Source organism: Pseudophaeobacter sp. C1-32P7 (assembly GCF_041008775.1).
Taxonomy (GTDB): Bacteria; Pseudomonadota; Alphaproteobacteria; order Rhodobacterales; family Rhodobacteraceae; genus Phycobacter; species Phycobacter gallaeciensis_A.
The window spans coordinates 140,864-165,295 of the sequence record NZ_JAXGFR010000003.1; the positions used below are offsets into that span (position 1 = coordinate 140,864).

Sequence of the window (24,432 nt, forward strand, 5' to 3'; positions counted from 1 at the left end):
TCACCACCCGAAAGACGATCTCTCATGTTTGAACTCGAAACCCTCCTCCCTCTGGTCGCCGTTGCAGCCGGCTCTGGCATCATCGGTGGTATCCTTGCCGGCCTTCTTGGCGTTGGCGGCGGAATCGTCATCGTGCCCGCGCTTTACTTCGCCCTGTCGCTGACCGGGATGGAACCCGCGCTGACCATGCAGGTGGCGGTGGGCACCTCGCTGTCGACCATCGTCTTTACCTCGCTGTCCTCGGGCTATGGCCACTACAAGAAAGGCGCCATCGACATGGCGTTGCTGCGGCTCTGGGCACCGTCGATCCTTGTGGGCGTGGTCATCGGCGGCGTGCTGGGCGGTATCGTTTCGGGGCAGGTGCTGATCGCGGTCTTTGCCACGGTGGCGGTGATCGTCGCGCTCGACATGATCCTGCGCAAGGCCCAAGACAGCGACACCCCGCGCAGCTTTTCCAAACCGGTCTGGGCCGGGCTTGGCGTCGTGGCCGGGTCGATTTCGGCGATGATGGGTATCGGCGGCGGCACAGTTTGCGTACCGATGCTGAACTTCCTTGGCTATGACATCCGCAAGGCCGTGGGCACCTCTGCCGCAATAGGCTTTATCATCGGGGTGCCGGGCGCACTGATCTACATGGCGACCGGTTTCGGCTCTGAAGGTCTGCCGCCCTTCTCGCTCGGCTATGTGAACCTTCTGCTTGCGGCGGTGATCATCCCGCTCAGCACGACCTTTGCTCGGGTTGGCGTCAAACTGGCCCATAGCATCCCGCGCCGGGCGCTGCGCCTGTCCTTTGGGCTGTTCCTGCTGATTACCTCTGCCCGGATGTTCAAAGACCTGTTTCTCGGTTGATCCGATGTTGAACAGAGGCTGATCCTGCCATGACACCGTCCCCTGCCCCGCCTTCGGATACCGAGATCGCTGCGCGTCTGCGCCGGGAGATCGCCGAAGGCGCGCCGCTGAAGGATGGCCGCCTGCCGCCCGAACGGGAGCTGGCCCAGCGCCATGGTATCAGCAGGGCGCGGCTGCGGCGGGTGCTCGATCTGCTGGCCGCCGATGGCACGATCTTCCGGCGCCGGGGACAGGGCACATTTGTGCTACCGCCCCCGGCCACCGATGCCGCACGCCTGAAACCGCTGGCGCGGCGAGTGACTCTGGCCGAGGTGATCGAGGTGCGCCTGTCACTGGAACCCCGCCTTGCGGCGCTGGCCGCGACCCGCGCCACCCCGCAGGAGCGCGCGCAATTCGCCCAGATCGCTGCGGCCACCCAATCGGCAGAAGATCAGAGCAGCTATGATGCGGCAGATGATATCTTTCACTACAAGATCGCGGAAATGGCCCATAACGCGCTGTTCCTGACCATGTACGAGGCGATCCGGAGCGTACGCCAGGAGGCCAGCTGGATCCGCCCGCGGGCCGAAACCTATTCTGGCGCGGTATTCGAGATGCTGGCGCAGCAACACCAGGCGCTGGCCACCGCGATCATCGAAGGCGATGCACCGCGCGCGGCAGAGACAATGAAGACCCACCTGCACAGCGTATCAGAAACCCTGTCGCGGGCCGATCCGGCACCCTGATCCGGGGCGTTTATCCAGCCTTTGCCAGCGCCGGACCAGCACCACGCCAGCCAGGCAGCGTCTGATCCAGATATGCGGTCACTTCGGTCAACCCTGCAGCATCCAGCGCCACCTGCATCTGGCGCAAGACGCGGGGCAGGAAGTGCAGGTAGCCGGGTTTACCGTCGCGCTGATGCAGGCGCAGGAACACACCGGCAATACGGGTATGGCGCTGCGCGCCCAACAAGTGATAGCGTCGGGTGATCGGATCAGCGCCCCCGGCGCTCTCCGGCGCGGCGGCGATGTAGCGGTTCAGCATTGCCTGCTCCAACCCCGGTTCCAGATCGCGGCGCGCATCCTGCAATAGCGATACAAGATCGTATTCCGCAGGACCGGTCACGCCGTCCTGAAAATCCAGCAGTCCGCAGCGGCGCACTCCGTCGCGGTCGCTGAGCTCCATCAGGTTGTCGACGTGAAAATCGCGCAGCACCAATGTGCGCGGACCAGACAGCGACAGGGTCAGCGGCTCCCGCCACAGATCGTGGAACTCCGCGTCGAACGCCTCCGTGTCGATGTCCGGGCGCAGCGTCGGCGCGAACCAGTGGGAGAAGATCGACAATTCCTCCAGCAAGGTCGCCAGATCATACGCTGGCACCTGCACCGATGCGGCCTGCGGATGATGGTGCAGGTGCAACAGAGCATCCACCGCGAGGGCATAGAGCATGCTCTCGTCTCGCCCGGCAGCCAGCTGCACGCTATAGGTCTGGGTCCCGAAATCTTCGATCAGGGCCAGGCCGGTGTCCGGATCGGCGCCATAGACCTGCGGCGCGCTCAGGCCCAGTTCTGTCAGATGCCGTGCGAGAGACACGAAACCGGCAAACCCCGCCGGATCACTCGGATCCTGCATCAGCATCCTGCCGCGCCCGTCCAGCCGCATATACCGCCGCGCCGAAGCATCGCCGGGCAAGGGCAACAGGGTTGCATCCGCCTCTCCCTGCTTGGCCAGAAAGTCGGCGATGGTGGGATCCTGCTGAACGGAGGCAGAGGGCGGGGAAGACATCATAGGCAGGGCACCTTGCAGCAACAAAGGACGTGGGCCACAGGTCTGGAGGATTTTCGCCGCCCCGTCCAGCCATGCCGCCCGGTATGTGTGGTCAACCCCTAGCCCTGTTTCACAAGCCCGGTCACAAAACGCCGCACCAGCGGCGCCACCACCAGCACCACGCAGAAGGCCACTGGCCAGCTATAGAGCCAGGAGGTCAGCCAGGTATCAAAGGCCTGCGCGCTGAAACCGCGCGTCCTGAGCGTTGCCACCATAATCACGATGCCCGACATGATCCCGGACAACAGGAAGCCAAACAGAACAGGCGCGAAACGGGCGGGCAGCATGGAAGACTCCTTGTTCACATTCCGGCAGGAATATGTGGCAGGGAGCAACCAATTGCCAGACCGGGGCGCGGGATCGTAATCCCGCGTGAACGTACCTGGAGAATTCTGGTCAAAAAACGCTCAGAGCATCCAGCCGAGACTGTCTTCGGTGCGCAGGGTCGAAGGCGTGTATTCCGCGCTGACCCAACCCTTGTAGCCGCTGTCGTCGATGGCGGCGAAAAGCTCTTCGAAGTCGACGGGACCGGTGCCCGGCTCACAGCGCCCGGGTGCGGCGCCGATCTGCACGTGCACCACATGCTCCTTGAAGGTCTCCCAGACCTTCAGCGCATCGCCGTGGATCATCTGGGCGTGATAGGCATCGTATTGCAGCCCCACGTTCGGGCGGTTCACCGCCTGCAGAACCTCAGCCGCCAGATTGTAGTCGTTCAGGAAGTAATTCGGCTGGTCCCCGACATTCAGCGGCTCGATGGTAAACTGCTGCGTCGGCGCGCGATCAGCGGCCCACTGCAGGTTCTGGATAAAGGTCTGTTTCGCCAGATCGCCCGTCGCATAACCGGCCATGATGTGAATGGCGCCGGGGCGCAGGATCTCGGCGTAGCGCAGCACCCGGCGGATATCGCGCTGATACCGTTCCCCGCCGCCCGGCAGCGCGGCATAGCCGGGCATACCGCCAGTGTAATTCGGCGGCGGCGCGTTCATCAGCAACAGTTCCAGCCCGTTCGACACCAGCGCCCGCTGGGTTTCCTTGGCCGCCAGTTCATAGGGAAACAGGATTTCAACCGCGTCGAACCCGGCCTTGGCCGCCGCTGCGAACCGTTCAAGATAGGGCAACTCAGCAAAGAGCATTGAGATATTCGCGGCAAACCTTGGCATCGGAGCTCCTGTCGTTTGCCGCAGATTTAAGGCCTCGCAGACTCGGCGCCAAGGGCGGGAAAACGGTGCATTAAACGCAACCGCCACAATATTGCCACAAAATCGACTCTATTTTACCCAAAATGCCAGAACCTGCTAACGATAGCTTAATTCGCTCCCTGCGACGCGCCGGAAAGGCGGGAGATCTGGGGCGGTTTCAGCCTTGATCCAGCTCTGCCGATGGGATGACCGGGAAGAATTCCCCAGATGACCACAGGCCGAACCACCCGTCATGATGGCTACCCAGTTCGACCAGCCGGTAAAAGCTCTTGCGGTCGATCAGCGCCTCAAGCCCGGCCCGGATCATCACGTAAGGCGACGGCTCGCCAGTCTCGGGATCCCGCACCACCCGGATCGGATGGTCCGGCCCGGCCACGGCGCTGTCGCCGACATGAGTGGTAAAGGTCAGCACCTGATCTTCTCCCGCGCCAGAGGCTTCGAAATCGACTGCCACGAAAGGCGCATCATCCACGGTGATTCCGACCTTTTCGACCGGCGTCACCAGGAAATACTTGTCGCCTTCGCGTTTCAGGATTGATGAAAACAACCGCACGAGCTCAAACCTGCCGATGGGAGTGCCAAGGTAGAACCACGTCCCGTCCCGGGCGATGCGCATGTCCAGATCGCCGCAAAACGGCGGGTTCCACAGGTGGACCGGCGGCAAACCCTTGCCTTTCTTGGCCGCAGTGGCTGCGGCTGCTATGCCGTCGGCTGTCGGTGTCACGATGTTTTGTCCGCTCATTGTTTTTGCCATTTCCGTTGGGCGAGATACACTAAGACCATATATGCGCCGTGAAAGGAAAGTCATGTCCGAACCCGATGATCTGCTGGCCGACATCGAAGCGCTCGAAGCCAAGCTGCAACAGGCGCGGGAGTCGATCACCCGCCGTTTTATCGGCCAGGAGCGGGTCGTGGACCTGACCCTTGCCACTCTTTTGTGCGGCGGTCACGGGCTGCTGGTCGGACTGCCCGGCCTCGGCAAGACCCGGCTGGTAGAAACCTTGTCGACGGTGATGGGGCTGGATGGCAACCGGATTCAGTTCACCCCTGACCTGATGCCGGCGGATATCCTTGGCTCTGAGGTGCTGGACACCGCCGCCGATGGCAGCCGCGCCTTCCGTTTCGTGCCGGGGCCGGTGTTCTGTCAGCTCCTGATGGCGGATGAGATCAACCGTGCCAGCCCCCGGACCCAATCGGCGCTGCTGCAGGCGATGCAGGAACGCACGGTGACCGTCGCGGGTGAAGACCGGTCGCTTGGCACGCCCTTTCACGTGCTGGCCACCCAGAACCCGATCGAGCAGGAAGGCACCTACCCCCTGCCCGAAGCGCAGCTGGACCGCTTTCTGTTCCAGATCGACGTGCAATACCCTGACCGCAAGACCGAGCGGGACATCCTGCTGGCCACCACTGGTGCAAGCGAGGCCGAGGCGCATCAGGTCTTTACCGCCGATGAGTTGATCGCCGCCCAAAACCTGCTGCGGCGCATGCCGGTGGGCGACTCGGTGGTCGAGATGATTCTGGACCTGGTCCGCGCCTTCCGCCCCGAAGAACCGGGCGCCTCGCAGCGCGTCGTCGATACGGTCGCTTGGGGTCCGGGGCCGCGCGCGGCGCAGGCCCTGATGCTGGCGGTGCGCGCCCGCGCCCTGCTGCAGGCCCGGCTGGCGCCCAATGCCGAGGATGTGATCGATATGGCCCGGCCGGTTCTGACCCACAGGATGCAGCTCAACTTCTCGGCCCGCGCGCGGGGTGACAGCCTAGCCGATCTGATCGACAGCACCGCTGCCGATCTGACCCGCACCGGAGCCGCCGCGTGACCCAACCCGCCGCCTCTGACGCGTCTTCTCCCGTCGCCCCGGCCGCAGATCTGCGCCACCGGGCCGAAGGGGAGGCCAGCGCCCTGCCGCCGCTTCTGGTCGATGCGCAGATGCTGGCAGGTGCTGTCCTTTTGGGGGAACACGGGCGGCGGCGCGCCGGAACCGGCGATGATTTCTGGCAATACCGTCCCCTGCAACAGGGCGACAGCCGCCGCATGATCGACCATCGGCGTTCGGCCAGGGGCGATGTGCAATTCGTGCGCGAACGGGAATGGCAGATCGCCCAGACGGTGCATGTCTGGACCGATCTTGGCGCCTCGATGCGGTTTTCCTCCAGCCCCGAATTGCCGCAAAAGATCGACCGCGCGCGCCTGCTGGCGCTGGCGGTGTCGGTCCTGATGCTACGCGGCGGCGAACGCGTGGGCCTCACTGGCGGTAGATTGCCCCCGCGCAGCGGCAAGGCCCAGATCCTGCGTCTGGCCGAGATGCTGAGCCGCGAGGACGACGCCGATTACGCACCACCCGAGCACCGCGCCATGGTGCCCCATGCCCGCGCCCTGTTCATCTCGGATTTCCTTGGCCCCTTTGACGAATTGCAGCTGGCGCTGAGCAAGGCCGCCGACCGCGGCGTGCGCGGGGTGCTGTTGCAGGTTCTGGACCCAAGCGAGGAAAGCTTTCCCTTTGCCGGGCGCACCCGGTTTCACAGCATGACCGGCGGGCTGGTGCATGAAACGCTGAAGGCCTCGGCCCTGCGCGACCGCTATCTGGACCGCATGGCCGAACGGCGCGACGCGCTGGAAGCGCTGTGCCGCACCGCAGGCTGGCGGCTGGGTCTGCATCACACGGGTGACAGTGCCCAGGCGGCGCTGATGTGGCTCTATCACGCGCTGGAAAGGTCCTCCGCATGACCCTGATTGCCGGTATCGGATTTGCCTATCCCTGGCTGCTGCTGGGCCTGCTGGCTCTGCCGATCCTGTGGCTGTTGCTGCGCGCTGTGCCGCCTGCACCGCGGCGGCAGGCCTTTCCCGCCGTGACCTTGCTCTTGGGCCTTGGCGATGACGAAAGCCTGTCCGACCGTACCCCTTGGTGGCTGCTGCTGCTGCGGATGCTGGCGCTGGCGGCAGCGATCATCGGTCTGGCCGGTCCGGTGCTGAACCCGGAAGAGCGCGACAGCGGCAGCGGACCGCTGCTGGTGGTGCTGGATGCCACCTGGGCCGGGTCTGATGGTTGGGAGGAGACCCGCGATCAAATCACCGCGCGGCTGGAGGAAGCCGGGCGCGGCGACCGCACCGTCGCCGTCCTGCGGCTGAGCGATCCGCAACCGCTGCAATTCCTTGCGGCCAGCGACTGGGCTCGGCAGGTCGCCGGCCTCACCCCCAATCCCTGGCAACCGGCCCCGGATCAGGTGGATCAGGCAATTACGCATATTACCGAAGCCACAGAAGACTTTGACACGCTCTGGTTCAGCGACGGATTGGACTATCCCGGGCGGGAGCGGCTGACCGAGGCGCTGGCAGCCCGCGGCGCCCTGCAGGTGCTGGAGCAGCCCGGCGCCGCCTTTGCGCTGGCACCGCCCAGCTATGCCGATGGCGCGCTGGAGCTGACGGTGGAGCGTAGCCTGCCCGGCCCGGCACGGGATATGCTAGTGCAGGCCCGGGGCCGCGATCCCGGCGGCACCCTGCGCAGCCTCGCTCAGGCCACCGCCCGTTTCGATGCAGGCGCCACAAACGCCAGCGTCCGCCTATCATTGCCGTCCGAGCTGCGCGCCCGGATTACCCGGTTTGAACTGGTAGGCCAGCGCAGCGCCGGGGCCGTGGCCCTGGCCGATGACGGGTTGCGCCGCCGCGAGGTCGCGCTGATCGCCTCGGAAAGCGAAGACGAGGGCCTCGCGCTGCTGTCGCCGCTGCACTACCTCCGTCAGGCACTGGCGCCCACGGCGGACCTGCTGGAAGGCGCGCTCAGCGATCTGCTGCCCGCCAACCCCGATGTGATCATCCTCGCCGATGTCGCACGCCTGCCCCCGGCGCAGGAACAAGCGGTGATCGACTGGGTCGAAGAGGGCGGGTTGCTGGTGCGCTTCGCCGGCCCACGGCTGGCCGCCAGCGATACCGCCCGCAGCGAGGAAGAACCGTTGATGCCAGTGCGTCTGCGCCTTGGCGGACGCAGCATCGGCGGCGCCATGAGCTGGGGTGAGCCAAAGACGCTGGCGCCTTTCGAGGATGACTCTCCCTTTGCCGGGCTGCGCACCCCAGAGGAAGTCACCGTATCAGCGCAGGTGGTAGCCCAGCCGGACCCATCCCTCGCCGACCGGGTGATCGCCGCCCTTGGCGATGGCACCCCGCTGGTCACCCGCAAGCCGCTGGGACAGGGGCAGGTGGTGCTGTTCCATGTCACCGCCAATGCCGAATGGAGCAGCCTGCCGCTCTCTGGCCTGTTCGTGCAGATGCTGGAACGGCTGGCGGTTTCCTCGGCTGTCGGCACGCCCGAGGCAACCAGCCTGGAAGGCACGGTCTGGCGACCTGTTTCGGTGCTGGATGGATTTGGCCGCAGCCGCGAGGCAGGCACCCTGCCCGGTGTGCAAGGTCCCGATCTGGTTGCCGCCCCGGCAGGCCCAGCGCTGCAGCCCGGCCTTTATGATGGTGGCAATCAGACCCTCGCGCGCAACGTGCTGCGCGCGGGCGATAGCCTGACGGCGGCGTCCTGGCCTGCCTCGGTTCCGGTTTCCGGCTACAGCACGGCGCAGGAACGCCCGCTTGGTGGTGCCTTGCTGGGGCTGGCCCTTGTGCTGCTGGCGCTGGATGTGCTGGCAACCCTGCTGGTCTCTGGCCAACTGGCGCAACTGCGGCGCAGCACCGCCCTTGTTCCCTTGCTGGCAGCAGCGGCTCTGGCACTTGGCGCCCTGTCGCCACGCCCAACCCTGGCGCAGGAAAGTGGCGCCGCCGATCCGGTCGCGCTTGCGGCCGAGCTGACCCTGGCGCATGTGCTGACCGGCAATGCAGAGGTAGACCGGATCGCCCGGGCCGGTCTGCAGGGCCTGTCGGACACGCTGTTCTTCCGCACCTCGGTCGAGCCATCAACGCCCGCAAGCGTCGATCTGGAACGGGACGAGCTGGCGTTCTTCCCGCTGCTTTACTGGCCGGTGACGGCGGATCAGAAAATGCCCTCGGCCGCGGCCTATACAAGGCTCAACGCCTACCTGCGCAGCGGTGGCATGATCCTGTTTGACACCCGCGACGCCGATCTGACCGCTGTCGGCGCCACCAGCCCCGAGGCGCGACGCCTGCAACAGCTTGCGCTGGGGCTGGATATTCCGCCGCTGGAGCCGCTGCCGCCGGACCACGTGCTGACCCGCACTTTCTACCTGCTACAGGACTTCCCCGGCCGCCATCCGCGCGGCCCGCTTTGGGTCGAAGCCGCGCCGCCCGATGCAGAGCAAGACGAAGGCATCCCCTTCCGCACGCTGAACGACGGGGTGACACCGGTGGTGATCGGCGGCAACGATTGGGCCTCAGCCTGGGCGGTGGACAGCAATGGCCGCCCGCTGCGCCCGGTCGGGCGCGGCTATGCCGGTGAGCGTCAGCGCGAGCTGTCGCTGCGCTTTGGCGTCAATCTGGTGATGCATGTGCTGACGGGCAATTACAAATCCGATCAGGTCCATGTTCCGGCGCTGCTGGAACGGCTGGGGCAATAGGGGCCACGACGATGACGCAGACGATCCTGTTCGACCCGCTGCTGCCCTGGCCCGTGATCTGGGCGCTCACCGCCGTGACGGTGCTGGGCCTAGCGCTGGCCATCTGGGCGCGGATGCGCGGCTGGCTGCTGCGCGCGGGCGCCGCCCTTGGCCTGCTGGCAATGCTCGCTGGACCAGTGGTGCAGAACGAAAACACCGCCCCCTTGAGCGATATCGTGGTGGTGGTCGCCGATAAAACCGCCAGCCAGAGCCTGCCTGCCCGGCCCGAGCAGATGGCCGAGGCCGAAGAAGAGCTGAGACAGGCTCTGGAGGCCCGCCCCAATACCGAAACGCGCTGGGTCACCCTGCCGGATGCCGCCGATGACAGCGGCACCGCCCTGATGCAGGCGGTTTCCGATGCGCTGGCCGATGCGCCGCGTGGCCGGATCGCTGGGATCATCGCCCTGTCGGACGGTCAGATCCACGATGCCGATCAGGCCCCCGAGCTGCCTGCGCCGCTGCACCTGTTGCTGACCGGCAAGGACAGCGACTGGGACCGCCGCCTTGTGGTGCGCAACGCGCCCGCTTTTGGCATCATCGGAGAACCCGTCACCCTGACGCTGCGGATCGAGGATCAGGGCGCCGCGCCCGACGCCGCCGCAACCGCGCCGCTGGAAATTGCGATCGATGGCGCCGAGCCGAAACGGTTCACCCTCCCGGTCGGTGTCGATTTCGAACTGCCCATCGCCCTGCCGCATGGCGGGCGCAACGTGATCGAATTCTCGGTGCCCGAAGCTGCCGGAGAGCTGACCACCCGCAACAACACGGCGCTGATCCAGATCAACGGCGTGCGGGACCGCCTGCGCGTGTTGCTGGTGTCAGGAGAGCCGCACCCCGGCGGGCGCACATGGCGCAACCTGCTGAAATCGGATAGCTCGGTGGACCTGGTGCATTTCACCATTCTGCGCCCACCGGAAAAGCAGGACGGGGTGCCGGTGGATGAGCTGAGCCTCATCGCCTTTCCCACGCGCGAATTGTTTCTGGAAAAGATCGACGATTTCGACCTGATCATCTTTGACCGCTACAAACGGCGCGGCATCCTGCCTGCGATCTATCTCGACAATGTGGCCGATTACGTGGCCAAGGGCGGCGCCGTGCTGATCGCGGCGGGGCCGGATTTCGCCAGCGCCGCCAGCATCTATCGCAGCCCCCTTTCGGCGGTCCTGCCCGCCAGCCCCACGGCGCGGGTCTTTGAACAGCCCTATCTGCCCCAGGTCACCGATCTTGGCGCCCGCCACCCTGTCACCTCGGGACTGAAACGAGAGAGCACAGACGGGACGTGGGGCCGCTGGCTGCGCCAGATCGATCTGCAGGAACCGCAGGGACATGTTCTGATGGAGGGTGTCGAGGACCGGCCGCTGCTGGTGTTGAACCGCGAAGGCGAGGGACGCGTGGCGCTGTTGGCCTCGGATCATGCCTGGCTCTGGAGCCGGGGCTATGAAGGCGGCGGGCCGCAGCTGGAACTGCTGCGCCGCCTGGCCCACTGGATGATGAAAGAGCCAGAGCTGGAGGAAGAGGTTCTGACCGCCGAGGCCACCGGCCAGAAGATGCAAATCACCCGGCGCACGCTGCAGGACAGCATCGGCGCCGTCACCATCACCGCGCCGGATGGGTCCGAGACGGTACTGGACCTGCAGGAACGGGCCCCCGGTGTCTGGCAGGGCAGCTATACAGGCGCCGAGATCGGCCTGTACCACCTCAGCGAAGGCGACGCCTCAGCCGTCATCGGGCTGGGTCCGGCGGCGCCCCGGGAGTTCGGCGAAACCGTCGCCACCGGCGAGGTGCTGCGCCCGGTGGTCGCCACAGCGCGGGGCGGTATCCTACGGCTGGAGGACGGTCTGCCGCGCCTGCGCGATGTGCGCGAGGGGCGCCCGGCCGCCGGACGTGGCTGGATCGGTCTGACCCCGCGCGAGGCCTATGAAACCCTGTCGGTGTCACAGCATCCACTGCTGCCTGCATGGCTGGTGCTGCTGGTTATTGCCGCGCTGATCACCGCAGGCTGGCTGCGCGAGGGACGCGGCTGACCCGGACCGCAGATCTGCTGTCAGTCGATTTCGATCGCGGCCCGGGCCGAGCGGCCCGCCGCATCAACCACCACCAGATCGGAAAAACCAAGGCCGGGACTGGGGATTTCGAACTCCCGCGCCTGCTGCCCCTGCAGCACCGGTTTTCCATCCGCCAGTACCACGAAAGGCGCAGTGCCGCCGCGCAATTTGACCGGCAGCCCGCCGCCCTCCAGCGCCAGCCGGGCGCCATTCGGGGGGAACAGCATCTGCGGCGCATTCTCTGCCGGTTCGAATACCGCGTCCCGTGCCCGGAAGCGGCGTAGCGGCGCGGGCAATTCCGCCGCCGACAGGATCAGGGTCGCGGCGGGCGGCGGTGGCAGCGCGTCAAAATCGGGTTTCAGCAGACCAAAGGCCTCGAACAGCACCGGCGCTGCCAGATCACCGCCAAAGGCCCCCGGCACCGGGGTGCCATCCGCCCGGCCCATCCAGACGCCGATCACATGGCGCCCGTCCCAGCCCAGCGCCCAGGCATCGCGGTGGCCATAGGACGTGCCGGTCTTATAGGCCAGAACACCGGCCCGTGCCCCGGGTGGCGGCGCCAGCCCGCGCAGCACATCGCCCAGCTGCCAGGCCGCAACGTCCGATATCATCCGGGGGCGATCCTGCTGCGACGCCCCCCGCAGCACCCGCAGCGCCGGTCCCTGCCCGCCCGCGGCCAGCCCGGTATAGATCTGCACCAAATCCTGCAACGAGGTGCCAAGCCCGCCGAGGCTGATCGCCAGCCCCGGTTTGCCACCGCCGGGCAATCGGGGGCTGGCACCGCCCCGGCGCAGGGCCGCCATCAGATGCGCCGCCCCCAGCTCGCGGGTCAGCTTTACCACCGGGATATTCAGGGACAGCTGCAACGCCTCGCGCACCCGCAGATCGCCACGAAAGACTCCATCAAAATTCTGCGGCGCGTAGCCGTCGAAATCCACCGGACCGTCATGGATCAGCGTCTCGGGGTGCACCAGCCCGCGATCAAAGGCCAGCCCGTAGACCAGCGGTTTAAGCGTCGAGCCCGGAGAGCGCAGCGCCTGTGTCATATCGACAAATCCCTGCCGCCCCTGATCGGCGTACCCGGGGGATCCGACCGAGGCGAGCACCTCTCCGCTCTGGTGATCCACTACCATCAGCGCCGCCGAGAGCCGCGCGCCGCTGCGCCGCGCCGCCGCCTGTACCAACTGCTCCATCCGCTGTTGCAGATCGGCCTGCACCGTCAGGGACAGGCGCCGGGCGCCGGGATTTGCGGACAGGGCGCGGTCGGCCAGATGCGGCGCCAGCCGGGGCATCGCAGCCATCTGCCGGGGCAGGCGCGCCTTGGTTGCGATCTTGGCGCTTTCGCTGTCCAGAACACCATCAGCAACCATCCGCGACAGCACCTGCGCGCGTGCTTGTCGCGCGGCCTCGGGCGCCCGATCCGGGCGGCGGCTTTCCGGGGATTGCGGCAGCGCCACCAGCAACGCCGCCTCTGCTGCCGTCAACCTTCGCGGTTCCTTGCCCAGCCAGACGTAACTGGCGGCCCGCAGCCCTTCGATATTGCCGCCATAGGGCGCATGGGTGAGATAGAGCGTCAGGATCTCAGCCTTGCTGAGGCGCCGCTCCAGCGCCAAGGCCACCCGGATCTGCCGCAGCTTGCCGGACCAGCGCCCGGTCGAGCCATCCTCCAGCAGACGCGCCAGCTGCATCGTCAGCGTCGAGCCGCCCGAAACCACCCGGCCATGCCACAGCGCCTGCGCACCCGCACGCATCAGCGCCAGAACATCCACCCCCGGATGCGACCAGAACCGGCGGTCCTCATAGGCGATAAGCATCTCGGTGAACCGGGGATCCACCTGATCGAGCTGCAGCGCCATGCGCCAGATGCCATCCCCAACCGGGTAGACCCGCAACAGGCGGTCCTCGCGGTCCATTACCTCGACAGAGGTTTCGGCAAGGGTCAGCGGCAACTCGGTATCGGCGACCCAATCGTCGAACAGACGCCAGCCGATGCCCAGCAGCAGTGCAAGCGCGGCAACGGCCCACAGACCCCGCCGCCAGAAGGTCGGACCACGGGCATATTCACCGCGCGCTGACCGAGTGGTAAGCGCGCGCAAGTATGCCCGCCAACTGCCGGTCACCGGATCTGCACGCGGCCTGCGGCGGTGCGGGCGCGGTAGGCCGGACGGTACATATCCTCGACCGAAGCTGCCGGGTGATGGAAGCTGCCCGGCGTCACAGCCCGCGTGACATAGGCCAGCGTCACGGTTTCGGTGCCGCCGATATCTACCGCTGCCAAGAAGCGGTCAGAGCGGAACTCTGCATGGGTTGCCTGATCCAGCTTCAGCCAATCGAGATCGCGCAGATCGCCCGAGCGCAACAGGTTCGGATTGTCGATCTCAAACCCCGCCGGAAGCGGATCATCCACCATTAGCCGGGCACCGGTGCCTTCATGCGGCACTACGCTCAGCACGGTCACGAAACGCGCCCCGGTTTCAAAGCTCAGCTCTGCGATTGGTTCGCCCTCCAGCGTGTAATAGCTGCGGTTCAGCGTGTAGCCATAGCCGCCCGCCTCGGGAGCGACTACGGGCACGCCAAGAGTGGTCAGGGTGATCTCGGTGCTGCGCCCCGAAGCTGCTGAAATGGATTTCCCCGTGGCTGCGGCGCTGCCATCCAGCACCTCGACGAAAGGTCCGGCAACGCTTTGACCATTGACCAGCAGACCGCTGTCTTCGGGGCTGGAGACCAACGCCTGCGCCGCCAGCAGAGTCCATGCGGCCTCCTGCGTGGACATCCGGCTGCCATCCTCGGTCACCCGGGCCATCAGGTATTCCTGACTGACCGCTGCGCTTCCGGCCTCACTTGCCAGCGCCAAGACCGCGGCGGCATCGCGGCGATGGGTGCCGTAGTCGACCCGCCAGACCGGGGTTTCTGCGCCGCTGCGGCCCAGCATCTGCGCCGCCCGCCCGAACATGCGGTCGGCGCGGGGTTGATCGCCATAGGCCGCCAGCGCAGCGCCCAGCTGCGCCGCCGCCAGCGGGGTGGCGAAATCGCCTGCCTTCACATCGGCATAATAGCGCAGATCGCCCATGGCGGCGGCCCCTTCGCGGGCCAGCACCATCAGCGCATAGGCAATGTCCTCGCCTCCATTGTCGAAATCGGGGGCGTAGTTGATCCGGTTGCGCAGATTGTCCATCGCCTGGGCAAAGGCCTGATCGGGCACCGCATAGCCCTGCGCCCGGGCGCGGGACAGGAAATCGCTGGCATAGGCATCAAGCCAGAAATCACCGCTTTCGGCGCGCCACAGGCCAAAGGCACCGTTGCTGGCCTGCCGCGTCAGCACCTTGCGGATCGCCGCATCAATGCGCGCCTTCACAGCCGGTCCATTGCCCAGCCCCGCCGCCTCGGCCACCGAAGAGAGATAAAGCAGCGGCATCGCCGTCGAGGTCACCTGCTCGGTGCAGCCATAGGGGTAACGATCCAGCTGCGCCAGAAGACCTGGCACGTCGAACTTGGCCAAAGGCCCGGCAGAAAGCACCGCCCGCGCCGAGCCGGGCCGCAGCCCGGCAAAGACGTCGGCGCTGAACTGGAAACTGTCGCCGCCCGATAGCCGGAAGCGTCGGGTCTGCGCCACGACGGGGTCATTGGCCCGCACCGGCATTCGCAGCCGCTGCACCAACGGCAGCCCAGCGGGCGTCGTAAGGGTTAGCTCGATCTCGGGATCGCCCACAGCCTGCGCCGTCAGCGGCAATTCGAGCACCGCCTTGCCCTGCTCGGCCAGCGTTACCGCGCCCGGAAGGGGGCCAAGCTCCAGCCCCGTGCCGATGGCACGCGCCGACAGGGCCATCTCGCCCGCCGGTCCATCCGCATGCACGATCTCGATCCGGGCGCGGCTGCTGTCGCCCGGCGCAAGGAAACGCGGCACGGTCGCGGTCACCACCACCGGATCACGCACCAGCATGTCTGCCTCGGCCTGCCCGACCGCACGCTTTGACCAGGCCACTGCCATCAGCCGTACGGTGCCGTTGAAGGCAGGCAGATCGACCGGGAACAGCGCCTCGCCATTGGCGTCCAGCTGCAAGGGGCCAGAGAAGACCGCCACCAGATCCTGCGTGGGCGGTGGCGATTGCATGCGCATGCCGTTATCCGCATCACCGCCCGAACGCACCTGCCCCATCGCGCCATTTCCGGGATCAATCAGACGCCCGTAAAGATCGCGCAGCTCCATCCCCAGCCGCCGCTGACCATGGTAATGCGCGGAGGGATCGGGGCTTTTGAAACCGGTGAGGTTGAGAATGCCGAGATCAACAGCGGCAACCGTTAGCCAGACCTCTTCTCCCGCTGCGGCCCCATCGACCCGGACCCGGGCCATTTCGGTGCCGCGCGGACGGGCGACCTCAGGCACATTGATAGCAACCGACAGCTCCTGCCCCGGCTGGCTCACACTGACATGCGCCAGACCCAGCGCCCGCGCCGGTGTCCGGCTAGCCTTGCCGGTAACGGGCTGCAGCACGGTTGCCGTCACATAGGCGCCGCTGCCCCAGGCTTCGGTCACAGTGAGGGGGATCGTGCTTTCGCCTGCGGGCACTTCGACGGCCATGCGGTCGATCAGATGGTTGGACACCACCGAGATCAGCGCCGTCCCTCCAGCCCGGGGTACGATACGCAGACGGGCGGTATCGCCGGGCTGATAGCTTTCCGCATTCAGCGACAGCTCCAGCCGGTCCGGGGTCGCGGCGCTATCCGCCGGGGCATACCAGCCCGCGTAGAAATCCAGCGCCGCCGTCACCGGCGTACCGTCCAGACGCTCGATCACCAACTCATACCGGCCCCACTCCACCTGCTCGGACAGGTTCACCGGTTCCTGCCCCAGCGTTGTCTCGCCGGTGGCGATGCGGGTGCGGCGGGTGGTCGGCTCCCAGTTCCAGTTGCCGTAAAGCTGATACCACTGATAGCGCGTTTCGACCCGGTTCAGGGTCCATTTCACCTGCATCGGCAGGGGGCTGAGGTCAGGGCTGAGGGCGATCACCTCGAACCCGGCCTCGCTGCCCTCGCCCACCACATCATCGAACAGGGGACGAATGCCGATCACCGGGGTTGCGGGCCGCACCGGCAAGGTCAGCTCGCGCTCGACCGGGCGGGCGGCGCCATCCATGACGCGGGTCACGATGGTCGCCTGCATCGGTTTGCCCATCGTCGCCGCCGCTGGCAGCGACACCACGACCGAGGCTTGCCCCGCCGTATCCGTTTTATCGCCGCCGAAATAAGCACGCTGCGGGCTGCCGGGCGCGTCATAGCGACCAAAGCGATAGCCGGGCCACGCCGCAACCGTGTCGCTGGCGCTGAGCCGCAGATCGCCGTCGATAGTCAATCCCGACCCCGGCGCGCCGAACAGGTAGCGGGCCGAGATATCAAGCTGCGCCGCCTCGCCCGGCACCAGTGCCGCAGCATTCGCGACAGTCTGTGTGAAGTCGATCCGTTCGGGCAGGAAATCCTCGACCAGGAGCTGCCGGGTGGCCAGCGCAGGGGCCTTGGGATCCGTTTTCAGGTCCAGACGCCAGGTGCCGCGCGGTGCGGACTGACCGATCGGTAGGTTGAACACATGCCCCCCGGCCTGTCCACCGTCTGATACCTGACGGCTGTACTCGACCCCATCGGGGCGGTGCAGGATTGCGGTCACCGGCAGGTCGGTGATGGCGCGGGCACCGCTGTCGCGGGTCAGGGCGGTGACATGGATCACCTCCCCGGCCCTGTAGGCACCACGATCCGTCGCCAGGAAGACATCCACCGGCCCCGGCGCGGGACGACCTTCGACCCCGCGATCCGACAGATCGAATGCTGCATCCTTTAGAGATAGAAAGGAAAAATCTTCTTCCCCCTGCTGCGCCATGACCATTGCCGGGGCAGCGGCGCCGCGCCCGCGCGACAGGCCCGGATCAAACCGGACATAGCCAGTGGCATCGGTCCGCGCCTTGGCCAGCACCGCGTTTGCATTTGAAATCAGCGTCACTTCGACATCCGCACGCGGCTTGGCGTCGGTGAGACCCTGCACCTGAACATGCAGCCCGTCCGCGCCGGACATGGTGCTGAGGCCCAAGTCCGTCAGCACAAACCACTGGGTCGCGCCGGGGTCCTCATACGGGTCGGCGCCGGGCACACGGGCCGTCAGCGCATAAATCCCTACCGGTCGGTCAGCCAACACATCGACAAGCGGAATCCGGGTGGTCATATCCTGGTTCAGCGCATCCTGAACGCTGGCCGTACCGGTCCAGACCTCCTGCCCGATGTCCGAGGCAAAGTATTCATCCTGCCAATGGGACAGCGGGCGGCCGAAATAGCCTTCCTGCAAGGTGCGCAGCAGGTTGCGGTCGCTGACCTGCCGCAGTTGCAGCGCGACTTCGCGCAGGTTCACGGTCTCCACCGGCAGCGCCACCTGATCAGATTTCGCCAGCACATAGGCCCGGCCCGGGAAACGGACCGATGGAGTTCTGTCGCGCACGTAATGGGTCAGTTCGACCTCTTTGCTCAGGACCTCACCACTGGCCGCAGGCAGACCGCGCCGCAAAGCGATTCGGTAACGCTCGCCATGTTCGGCGCCATCAAGGCAAAGCTGACGGCCACTGGCTTCGGCAGCCAGTTCGGCCCCGGCCCCCTTGACGTAATCGCCATAATCCACACCGCTGCGAGCCAGATCTTCGGAGAACTCCACGCAGATACGCGGCGCGGCGCTGTCGCTTTCTACCGTGCTGTCGGTGACGCGGAAGCCATATTTTCCGATAGCCTCATCCAGCAGCGCCGCAGTGTCGGCACGGGGCGCAAGATCCTGCGCCAGACGCAGCACCGAAATCATGTCGCGGCCACGCCCCAGACTTTCCAGCGCCCGCCCGGCCGTCACCAAAGCCTCCGCCTGCAAAGGTGCGGCCTCGGCCCGCAGGTATCCGTTCAAGGCCGCAGCCAGCGCCTGCTGGCGTTTGGCGTTCTTGTTCTGCTTGCTCTGGTCTGCGATTCGCAGCCACAGGGCGGAAACCTCGGTCCACAGGGCCGGATCATCGTTCACAGCGACTGCCGCGCTGAGCCAGCCAAGCGCGCTTTGCACCCCGCCTGACCGCGCCTGACCGCGCCCGGCGCGGATCATATCTTCCAGGGTTTCACCGCGGGATGGGTAGCGCAGACCAATCTCCCGGGCCTGCCGCAATGCCGCCTGCAGATCGGCGGGGCGCAGACGATCCAGCCGCCCTGCCCGTTGGGAGGCCGCCGCCTGCTGCGCCGCAGATATTGGGCGTTTCAGCGCCGAAATCGCACCGGTGTAGGGCGTGGCCTCTTTCATTTCGGACTTTGGAAAACAGGCGTTTGCCTTGTTGTTATAAGAAAATCCGGCACAGGCCTGCTGCGCGCTGCAGGCCCTTTGGCAAGCGTTCAGATCCGTATCGAACAGGGCCTGCAGATCGGATCCGTAATAGTCAGTATCCGCAAAGGACTGGTACCGCACCTGTGGCAAAACGGGATCCGGCCCCGCCTGCACCGACGCAGCAGAAAAACCGAGAAATGAAAGCAAAACAATAAGAAACCGATCCAACATGGCACCCTCCGAACTGAGGTTAAGCTTGCACGCACTTAACGCCATAGCAAGGTTTCCCGTCGTAACACCAATCATGGCCAATTTGCCGCCCGAGTTCAGGCTCGGAGTAAACACGCCATTTAATTGAGGATGGAGCTAGCAGGGATGAACCTTGCCGAGAAACTCGCTGAGGAACGCCGGGCACGCCTGGCGGCAGAGCGGCTGCTTGAACTGAAGCAGGCCGAGCTGACCGCAGCGAATCGCAAACTCGGGCGTCACGCGCTGGCTCTGACCCGGCAGATCGGCGTGACCCAGGCCGAAGTCGCCAACGTGCGCGACGAAAACGCCAAGGTGAAATCCGACCTCAGCATGGCCAACGAAAAGATCGAAAAGGCCGAACGTCGTCTGTGGCATTCGATCCAGGCCTTTCAGGACGGCTTTGCCTTCTTTGATTCCGACAGCAAGCTGATCGGCGCCAACACTGCCTATCTGAACATCTTTGACGGGCTGGAGGAAATCACTCCCGGAGTCTCCTATGTGCGGATCCTTCAAATCCTGACAGACGAAGGTCTGGTCAATACCGAAGAGCTCAAGCCGGATCACTGGCGGTCGATGATGACCGATCGCTGGATGTCTCTCAAACCAGAGCCCATCGTGATCCGGATGTGGGACGACCGTTATCTGCGGCTGTTCGATCAGCGCGGACAGGGCGGCGATGTGGTCAGCCTTGCGCTGGATATCACCTCCTCGGTCCGTTACGAGGAAGAGCTGCGGGCCGCCCGCGAACGCGCCGAATCCGCCAACCGCGCCAAATCCGCCTTCCTCGCCAATATGTCCCACGAGATCCGCACGCCGATGAATGGCGTCATCGGCATGGCCGAACTTCTCAGCGACACCGAGCTGAGCGAGGAGCAGCGTCTTTACGCCAATACGATCAAGAACTCAGGCGAGGCGCTGTTGGTCATCATCAACGACGTGCTCGATTATTCCAAGATCGAAGCGGACAAGTTGGCACTGCACCCCGAGGCCTTTGACCTGGAGCGCAGCATCCACGAGGTGGTCATGCTGCTGCAACCCACGGCCCGGGATAAAGGCCTGGCGATGCTGGTGGATTACGACATCTTCCTGCCGACCCGTTTCGTGGGCGATCCCGGCCGTATTCGTCAGGTTCTGACCAACCTGGCCGGCAATGCGCTCAAGTTCACCAAGGAAGGTCATGTCACCCTCCGGGTCACCGGTGTAACCAACCCGGACGAGAACCAGTGCTGGATTCATGTCACCATCGAAGACACCGGCATCGGCATTCCTGCAGAGAAGATCGAGCACATCTTTGGCGAGTTCAACCAGGTCGAGGATGAGCGCAACCGCAAATTTGAAGGCACCGGTCTGGGTCTTGCCATCTCCAAACGCCTGATCGGCATGATGCGCGGCGAGATCTGGGTTGAAAGCGAGGAAGGCCAGGGATCCTGTTTCGGTTTCCGCCTGCCGCTTCCGATTCCGCAAGGGGCGCATACCTCGGTTCCCGAGATGACACCCGGCCTGAAGCGGATCCTGCTGGTCGACGATCTGCAGCTCAACTGCGAAATTCTGCAACGCCAGCTGAAACTGCGTGGCATCGATGTGACCACCGCCCATACCATCGCTGACGCCATGGATGCGATGGCCGCGGACATCGATCTGGTGATCTGTGAACATGGCCTGCCTGGCGGTGGCGGCGTGCAACTGGCCCGTGATCTGCGCAACGGCAAATGGAACGACGTGCCCCTCCTACTCCTCAGCTCCAACCCGCACACGGTGCAGGACGCCGACGTAGAAGAGCTGAAGCTATATATTCTGCAAAAGCCCACGCCGCGGGATGAGCTGTTTGAAAAGCTAAACGAGATCGCGGCCGCCCTGCCCGGAGCGCAGCCTGCAGCGCCGGACGCGGAACCGGGTGCCGCTCCCGGGGAGTTGACCCTGGAAGAGGCCTATGCCGCCGACAACGCCAAGGTGGTGTCCCCCGACGGTGAAGGTGCTGTTCTGGACCAATCCGAAGATCTGGCCTCGGCCCCCCGGCAGATGCGGGTTCTGGCTGCCGAGGACAACAAGACCAACCAGCTGGTGTTCCGCAAGATGGTCAAACATATCAATATCGACCTGCGCTTTGCCAATAACGGGGTCGAGGCCGTTGCGGCCTATCAGGACTTCGAACCGGACCTGATCTTCATGGACATTTCCATGCCGGTGATGGATGGCAAGCAGGCCACCATGGAAATCCGCAAGATCGAAGAGGAAACAGGCCGTCACGTGCCCATCGTCGCCCTGACCGCGCATGCCATGGCTGGCGATTCCGAAGGCATCCTAGCGGCGGGCCTGGATCATTATCTGACCAAACCTCTGCGCAAGGCGCTGATCCTCGAACGTATCGGTGAATACGCCCCGCAGGATGCCCAGCCGATCGATCTAAGCCCAGCCGCCTGATCCACCTCCACGACAGCGCCATGTGCAGATACCTTGTAGCTGCGAACGGCTCTGGGGCGGCACAAATGGGGCGGGCGGAGCTCAGCCGCGCAGGAACACCGGCTTGTCCGGCTCCGACAGCTCCGGTTTGTAGACGTAACCTCCGGTGTCGAAATCCTTCAGCGCCTCGGCATCGTTCAAACGGTGCTGGATGATATAGCGCGCCATCGCACCGCGGGCCCGTTTGGCATAAAAACTGACGACCTTTGGCGTGTCGTTCTTCATCTCCATGAAGACAGGCGTGATCACCTTCGGCTTCAGCGCTTTCAGATCCACTGCGCCGAAATACTCCTGGCTGGCGCAGTTCACCAGAATATCGCTGCCGGTTTCTTCGGCCTGGCGGTTCAGGGCTTCGGCGATCTGGCTGCCCCAGTATTCATAAAGGTTCTTGCCGCGTTCGTTTTTCAGCCGCGATCCCATCTCTAGCCGGTAGGGTTGCATCCCGTCCATCGGCCGCAGCACCCCGTACAGCCCCGACAGAATGCGGAAATGATCCTGGGCCCAGGCCATTTCCTCGGCATCGAGCGATCCGGCCTCAAGCCCCTGATAAGTGTCGCCAGCAAAGGCCAACGCGGCGGGGCGCAGGGCCTCAGACGCCGGGGTTTCCTCAAAACTGCGGAAGCGGTCGTAGTTCAGCTTGGCCAGATCCTCGCTGATATGCATCAGCTTCATCAGCTCGGCCACCGACAGCTCCCGCGCCACGGCGTTGAGGCGCACCGCGTCCTCCTGAAAGGCAGGCGCGGTCATCTCCATGTCGCGTTCGGCCCAGTCCAGTTTTTTCGCAGGGGAAACCACAACCAGCATCTGTCATCCTCACTCTTTTAATCTGGGCCAGACTTAGCCCGCGCCGCGCAAGACGTCCAGAAACGCCGCCGCGAAACGTTCCGCGCGGCGCTCTCCCAGTAGCCGTTCCAGACCCGCCTCATCGCCCGGGCGCATCTGTGCCACCTTGGCCAGCAGCGAGGCCGAGCAGCTGAGCGGTTTCAGCGTGCCGCATTCCCCCCGCGCCAGCTGCCCCTGCGCCTCCAGCAGCGCATCGTACAAAGACCCCGCCCCGTCCCGTGTCGCCAGTTTGCGCCGCTGCGGGTGCATCTGTTCCACGGCGCCGGTGATCACGCTCAGGAATTCATCGCCATATCGGTCCAGCTTCTTGGCGCCGACACCGCTGATGCGGGCCATCTGATCCAGCGTTTCGGGCCGCTGTTCAGCCATCTCGATCAGGGTACGATCCGGGAAGATCACATAAGCAGGCACCTTCTGCGCCTCGGCCAGCGCCCGGCGCTTTGCCTTCAGCGCCGACAAGAGCGGCGCGTCCTCGTCCGAGACCAGCGCCTTCACGGCCGGGCGCCTGTCAGCGGTCTTGATGGTATCCTTGCGCAACTCGATCCCGGCCTCGCCGCGCAGCACCGGCAGGGCCGCATCGGTCATACGCAGCGCGCCGTGGCGCTCGGGGTCCGGGCGCACCAGATCGTGCCCCATCATCTGCCGGAACACCGCCTGCCACTGGCCCTTGGCGTATTCCTTGCCGCAGCCAAAGACCGACAGCTCATCATGGCGTTTGGCCCGCACCCGGTCGGTTTCGGTCCCGCGCAGGATGTCGATCAGATGCCCAGCGCCATAGGTTTCCTGCGTGCGCAGGATCGCCGACAGCGCCTTGCGCACCGCCGTGGTGCCGTCAAAGACCTCCACCGGGTTGTCGCAAAGATCGCAGTTGCCGCAGGGCTCTGCCGTTTCGCCGAAATAGGACAGAAGGTTTTGACGGCGGCATTTCAGCGCCTCGGCCAGCCCCAGCAGGGCGTTCAGCCGCGCATGATCCGCAGCGCGGCGTTCCGGCGGCGCCATGCCTTCATCGATCTGGCTGCGGCGCAGGCGGATGTCCTCGGGCCCGAACAGGGTCAGGGTTTCCGCAGGCGCGCCATCGCGGCCCGCGCGGCCGATTTCCTGATAATAGGCCTCGATGCTTTTGGGTAGATCCGCATGGGCAACCCAGCGGATGTCGGGCTTGTCGATGCCCATGCCAAAGGCCACCGTCGCCACCACAATCAACCCATCCTCGCGAGCAAAGCGGGTTTCCACGATGCGCCGGTCCTCGGCCTCCATGCCACCGTGGTAGTGACAGGCCACATGGCCCTCTTCGCGCAGCGCGGCGGCCAGCGCCTCGGTCTTGGCCCTTGTGCCGCAATAGACGATGCCGGACTGCCCTTTGCGGGCGGCAGCAAAGCCAAGGATCTGACGGCGCGGGCTGTCCTTGGTGCCAAAGGCCAGATGGATATTGGGCCGGTCAAAGCCGCGCAGGAAGGCGCGCGGCGCCTGTCCATCGAACAGCTTCTGAACGATCTCTTCCTGGGTTTCCTGATCCGCCGTCGCGGTAAAGGCCGCCAGTGGCACGCCCAGCGCCTGGCGCAGCTCGCCGATGCGCAGGTAATCGGGACGGAAATCATGGCCCCACTGGCTGACGCAATGCGCCTCATCCACCGCGATCAGGCTGACGCCGATGCGCCGCAGCATCCCCATCGCCGCCCCCGAAGCGAGCCGTTCCGGCGCCATGTACAAAAGCTTCAGCCGCCCCGCCTCGATCGCCTCCCAGACAGCCTCGGTCTCTTCCTCGGTATTGCCCGAGGTGAGCGCACCGGCGGCAACCCCAGCTTCCTGCAAGGCGCGCACCTGATCACGCATCAGGGCGATCAGCGGCGAAATCACCACCGTGACCCCATCGCGCATCAGGGCAGGCAATTGGAAGCACAGGGATTTACCGCCACCCGTCGGCATGATGGCCAGAACGTTTTCGCCTGCGGTCACCGCATCGACGATCTCTTCCTGTCCGGGGCGGAAGGCATCAAAACCGAAAATATCGCGCAGCAGCGGGGTCGCCTGTGGCAGGTCTGTCGTCTGCGTCATCAAAGGGAGGGCCTCAAGGGAGTGTCTGCTCGGATTTGGCACACAATCCCACAGG

Annotated in this window: 15 protein-coding genes; 7 read left to right on the forward strand and 8 right to left on the reverse strand. The window is 65.4% G+C overall.

The features are described 5' to 3' along the window. Window positions 1-24 precede the first annotated feature (24 nt). Both SM763_RS05645 and SM763_RS05650 read left to right on the forward strand, forming a co-directional pair. Window positions 25-849: a sulfite exporter TauE/SafE family protein gene (locus SM763_RS05645; protein ID WP_274837944.1), complete on the forward strand. Its 825-nt coding sequence runs from the start codon at window positions 25-27 to the stop codon at window positions 847-849. 29 nt (window positions 850-878) lie between these two features. After that, window positions 879-1,574, forward strand: coding sequence for a FadR/GntR family transcriptional regulator (locus SM763_RS05650; RefSeq protein WP_368997933.1), 696 nt, complete (start codon window positions 879-881; stop codon window positions 1,572-1,574). A gap of 10 nt (window positions 1,575-1,584) precedes the next feature. On the opposite strand, the gene SM763_RS05655 is transcribed toward SM763_RS05650, so the two are convergent. The 4 genes from SM763_RS05655 to SM763_RS05670 all read right to left on the reverse strand — a co-directional run bounded on the left by SM763_RS05655 (window position 1,585) and on the right by SM763_RS05670 (window position 4,596). Further along, on the reverse strand, window positions 1,585-2,616 hold the full coding sequence (locus SM763_RS05655) for an aminoglycoside phosphotransferase family protein (RefSeq protein WP_368997934.1): 1,032 nt from the start codon (window positions 2,614-2,616) through the stop codon (window positions 1,585-1,587). A 98-nt stretch (window positions 2,617-2,714) separates the two neighbouring features. Beyond that, entirely contained in the window at window positions 2,715-2,942 is a 228-nt protein-coding gene (locus SM763_RS05660; RefSeq protein ID WP_368997935.1) for a DUF2798 domain-containing protein, read from the reverse strand. A gap of 120 nt (window positions 2,943-3,062) precedes the next feature. Further along, window positions 3,063-3,815, reverse strand: coding sequence for a hydroxypyruvate isomerase family protein (locus SM763_RS05665; protein ID WP_274867774.1), 753 nt, complete (start codon window positions 3,813-3,815; stop codon window positions 3,063-3,065). Between the two features lie 196 nt (window positions 3,816-4,011). Next, the gene (locus SM763_RS05670) at window positions 4,012-4,596 is read right to left on the reverse strand and encodes a DUF1285 domain-containing protein (protein ID WP_274829464.1); all 585 of its coding nucleotides are present in this window, start codon (window positions 4,594-4,596) and stop codon (window positions 4,012-4,014) included. A 64-nt stretch (window positions 4,597-4,660) separates the two neighbouring features. Here SM763_RS05670 and SM763_RS05675 point away from each other — a divergent pair, with 64 nt between their 5' ends. From SM763_RS05675 to SM763_RS05690, 4 genes are read left to right on the forward strand one after another with little or no spacing between them, the layout of a single operon-like run. After that, the gene (locus tag SM763_RS05675) at window positions 4,661-5,668 is read left to right on the forward strand and encodes an AAA family ATPase (protein WP_368997936.1); all 1,008 of its coding nucleotides are present in this window, start codon (window positions 4,661-4,663) and stop codon (window positions 5,666-5,668) included. Further along, window positions 5,665-6,576: a DUF58 domain-containing protein gene (locus tag SM763_RS05680; protein WP_274837940.1), complete on the forward strand. Its 912-nt coding sequence runs from the start codon at window positions 5,665-5,667 to the stop codon at window positions 6,574-6,576. The genes SM763_RS05675 and SM763_RS05680 overlap by 4 nt, the downstream gene beginning before the upstream one ends. Beyond that, entirely contained in the window at window positions 6,573-9,359 is a 2,787-nt protein-coding gene (locus SM763_RS05685; protein WP_368997937.1) for a DUF4159 domain-containing protein, read from the forward strand. The genes SM763_RS05680 and SM763_RS05685 overlap by 4 nt, the downstream gene beginning before the upstream one ends. Window positions 9,360-9,370: 11 nt before the next feature. Beyond that, window positions 9,371-11,422: a hypothetical protein gene (locus SM763_RS05690; RefSeq protein ID WP_368997938.1), complete on the forward strand. Its 2,052-nt coding sequence runs from the start codon at window positions 9,371-9,373 to the stop codon at window positions 11,420-11,422. A gap of 20 nt (window positions 11,423-11,442) precedes the next feature. Here the strand turns inward: SM763_RS05690 and pbpC are convergent, their stop codons facing one another. Together pbpC and SM763_RS05700 are read right to left on the reverse strand one after the other, a co-directional pair. Further along, window positions 11,443-13,470 (reverse strand): penicillin-binding protein 1C, encoded by a 2,028-nt coding sequence (gene pbpC / locus SM763_RS05695; RefSeq protein ID WP_490363267.1) that lies wholly within the window; start codon window positions 13,468-13,470, stop codon window positions 11,443-11,445. An 89-nt stretch (window positions 13,471-13,559) separates the two neighbouring features. After that, a complete protein-coding gene (locus tag SM763_RS05700) occupies window positions 13,560-19,001 on the reverse strand; it encodes an alpha-2-macroglobulin family protein (RefSeq protein ID WP_368997939.1) in 5,442 nt (1,813 codons plus the stop codon). Between the two features lie 144 nt (window positions 19,002-19,145). Between SM763_RS05700 and SM763_RS05705 the strand changes: the two genes are divergently transcribed. Further along, complete coding sequence (locus tag SM763_RS05705; protein ID WP_368997940.1) at window positions 19,146-21,440, forward strand: response regulator; 2,295 nt, start codon at window positions 19,146-19,148, stop codon at window positions 21,438-21,440. Between the two features lie 81 nt (window positions 21,441-21,521). Here the strand turns inward: SM763_RS05705 and yaaA are convergent, their stop codons facing one another. Both yaaA and recQ read right to left on the reverse strand, forming a co-directional pair. Beyond that, window positions 21,522-22,283: a peroxide stress protein YaaA gene (gene yaaA / locus SM763_RS05710; protein ID WP_368997941.1), complete on the reverse strand. Its 762-nt coding sequence runs from the start codon at window positions 22,281-22,283 to the stop codon at window positions 21,522-21,524. 33 nt (window positions 22,284-22,316) lie between these two features. Continuing rightward, window positions 22,317-24,377: a DNA helicase RecQ gene (recQ, locus tag SM763_RS05715; protein WP_274829456.1), complete on the reverse strand. Its 2,061-nt coding sequence runs from the start codon at window positions 24,375-24,377 to the stop codon at window positions 22,317-22,319. Window positions 24,378-24,432 lie beyond the last annotated feature (55 nt).

What these genes read in the sequence shown, in the direction of transcription:
- SM763_RS05645 (WP_274837944.1), top strand. Translation starts at nt 25, where the DNA reads ATGTTTGAACTCGAAACCCTCCTCCCTCTGGTCGCCGTTGCAGCCGGC.
- SM763_RS05650 (WP_368997933.1), top strand. Translation starts at nt 879, where the DNA reads ATGACACCGTCCCCTGCCCCGCCTTCGGATACCGAGATCGCTGCGCGT.
- SM763_RS05655 (WP_368997934.1), bottom strand. Translation starts at nt 2,616, where the DNA reads ATGATGTCTTCCCCGCCCTCTGCCTCCGTTCAGCAGGATCCCACCATC.
- SM763_RS05660 (WP_368997935.1), bottom strand. Translation starts at nt 2,942, where the DNA reads ATGCTGCCCGCCCGTTTCGCGCCTGTTCTGTTTGGCTTCCTGTTGTCC.
- SM763_RS05665 (WP_274867774.1), bottom strand. Translation starts at nt 3,815, where the DNA reads ATGCCAAGGTTTGCCGCGAATATCTCAATGCTCTTTGCTGAGTTGCCC.
- SM763_RS05670 (WP_274829464.1), bottom strand. Translation starts at nt 4,596, where the DNA reads ATGAGCGGACAAAACATCGTGACACCGACAGCCGACGGCATAGCAGCC.
- SM763_RS05675 (WP_368997936.1), top strand. Translation starts at nt 4,661, where the DNA reads ATGTCCGAACCCGATGATCTGCTGGCCGACATCGAAGCGCTCGAAGCC.
- SM763_RS05685 (WP_368997937.1), top strand. Translation starts at nt 6,573, where the DNA reads ATGACCCTGATTGCCGGTATCGGATTTGCCTATCCCTGGCTGCTGCTG.
- SM763_RS05690 (WP_368997938.1), top strand. Translation starts at nt 9,371, where the DNA reads ATGACGCAGACGATCCTGTTCGACCCGCTGCTGCCCTGGCCCGTGATC.
- SM763_RS05700 (WP_368997939.1), bottom strand. Translation starts at nt 19,001, where the DNA reads ATGTTGGATCGGTTTCTTATTGTTTTGCTTTCATTTCTCGGTTTTTCT.
- SM763_RS05705 (WP_368997940.1), top strand. Translation starts at nt 19,146, where the DNA reads ATGAACCTTGCCGAGAAACTCGCTGAGGAACGCCGGGCACGCCTGGCG.
- yaaA (WP_368997941.1), bottom strand. Translation starts at nt 22,283, where the DNA reads ATGCTGGTTGTGGTTTCCCCTGCGAAAAAACTGGACTGGGCCGAACGC.
- recQ (WP_274829456.1), bottom strand. Translation starts at nt 24,377, where the DNA reads ATGACGCAGACGACAGACCTGCCACAGGCGACCCCGCTGCTGCGCGAT.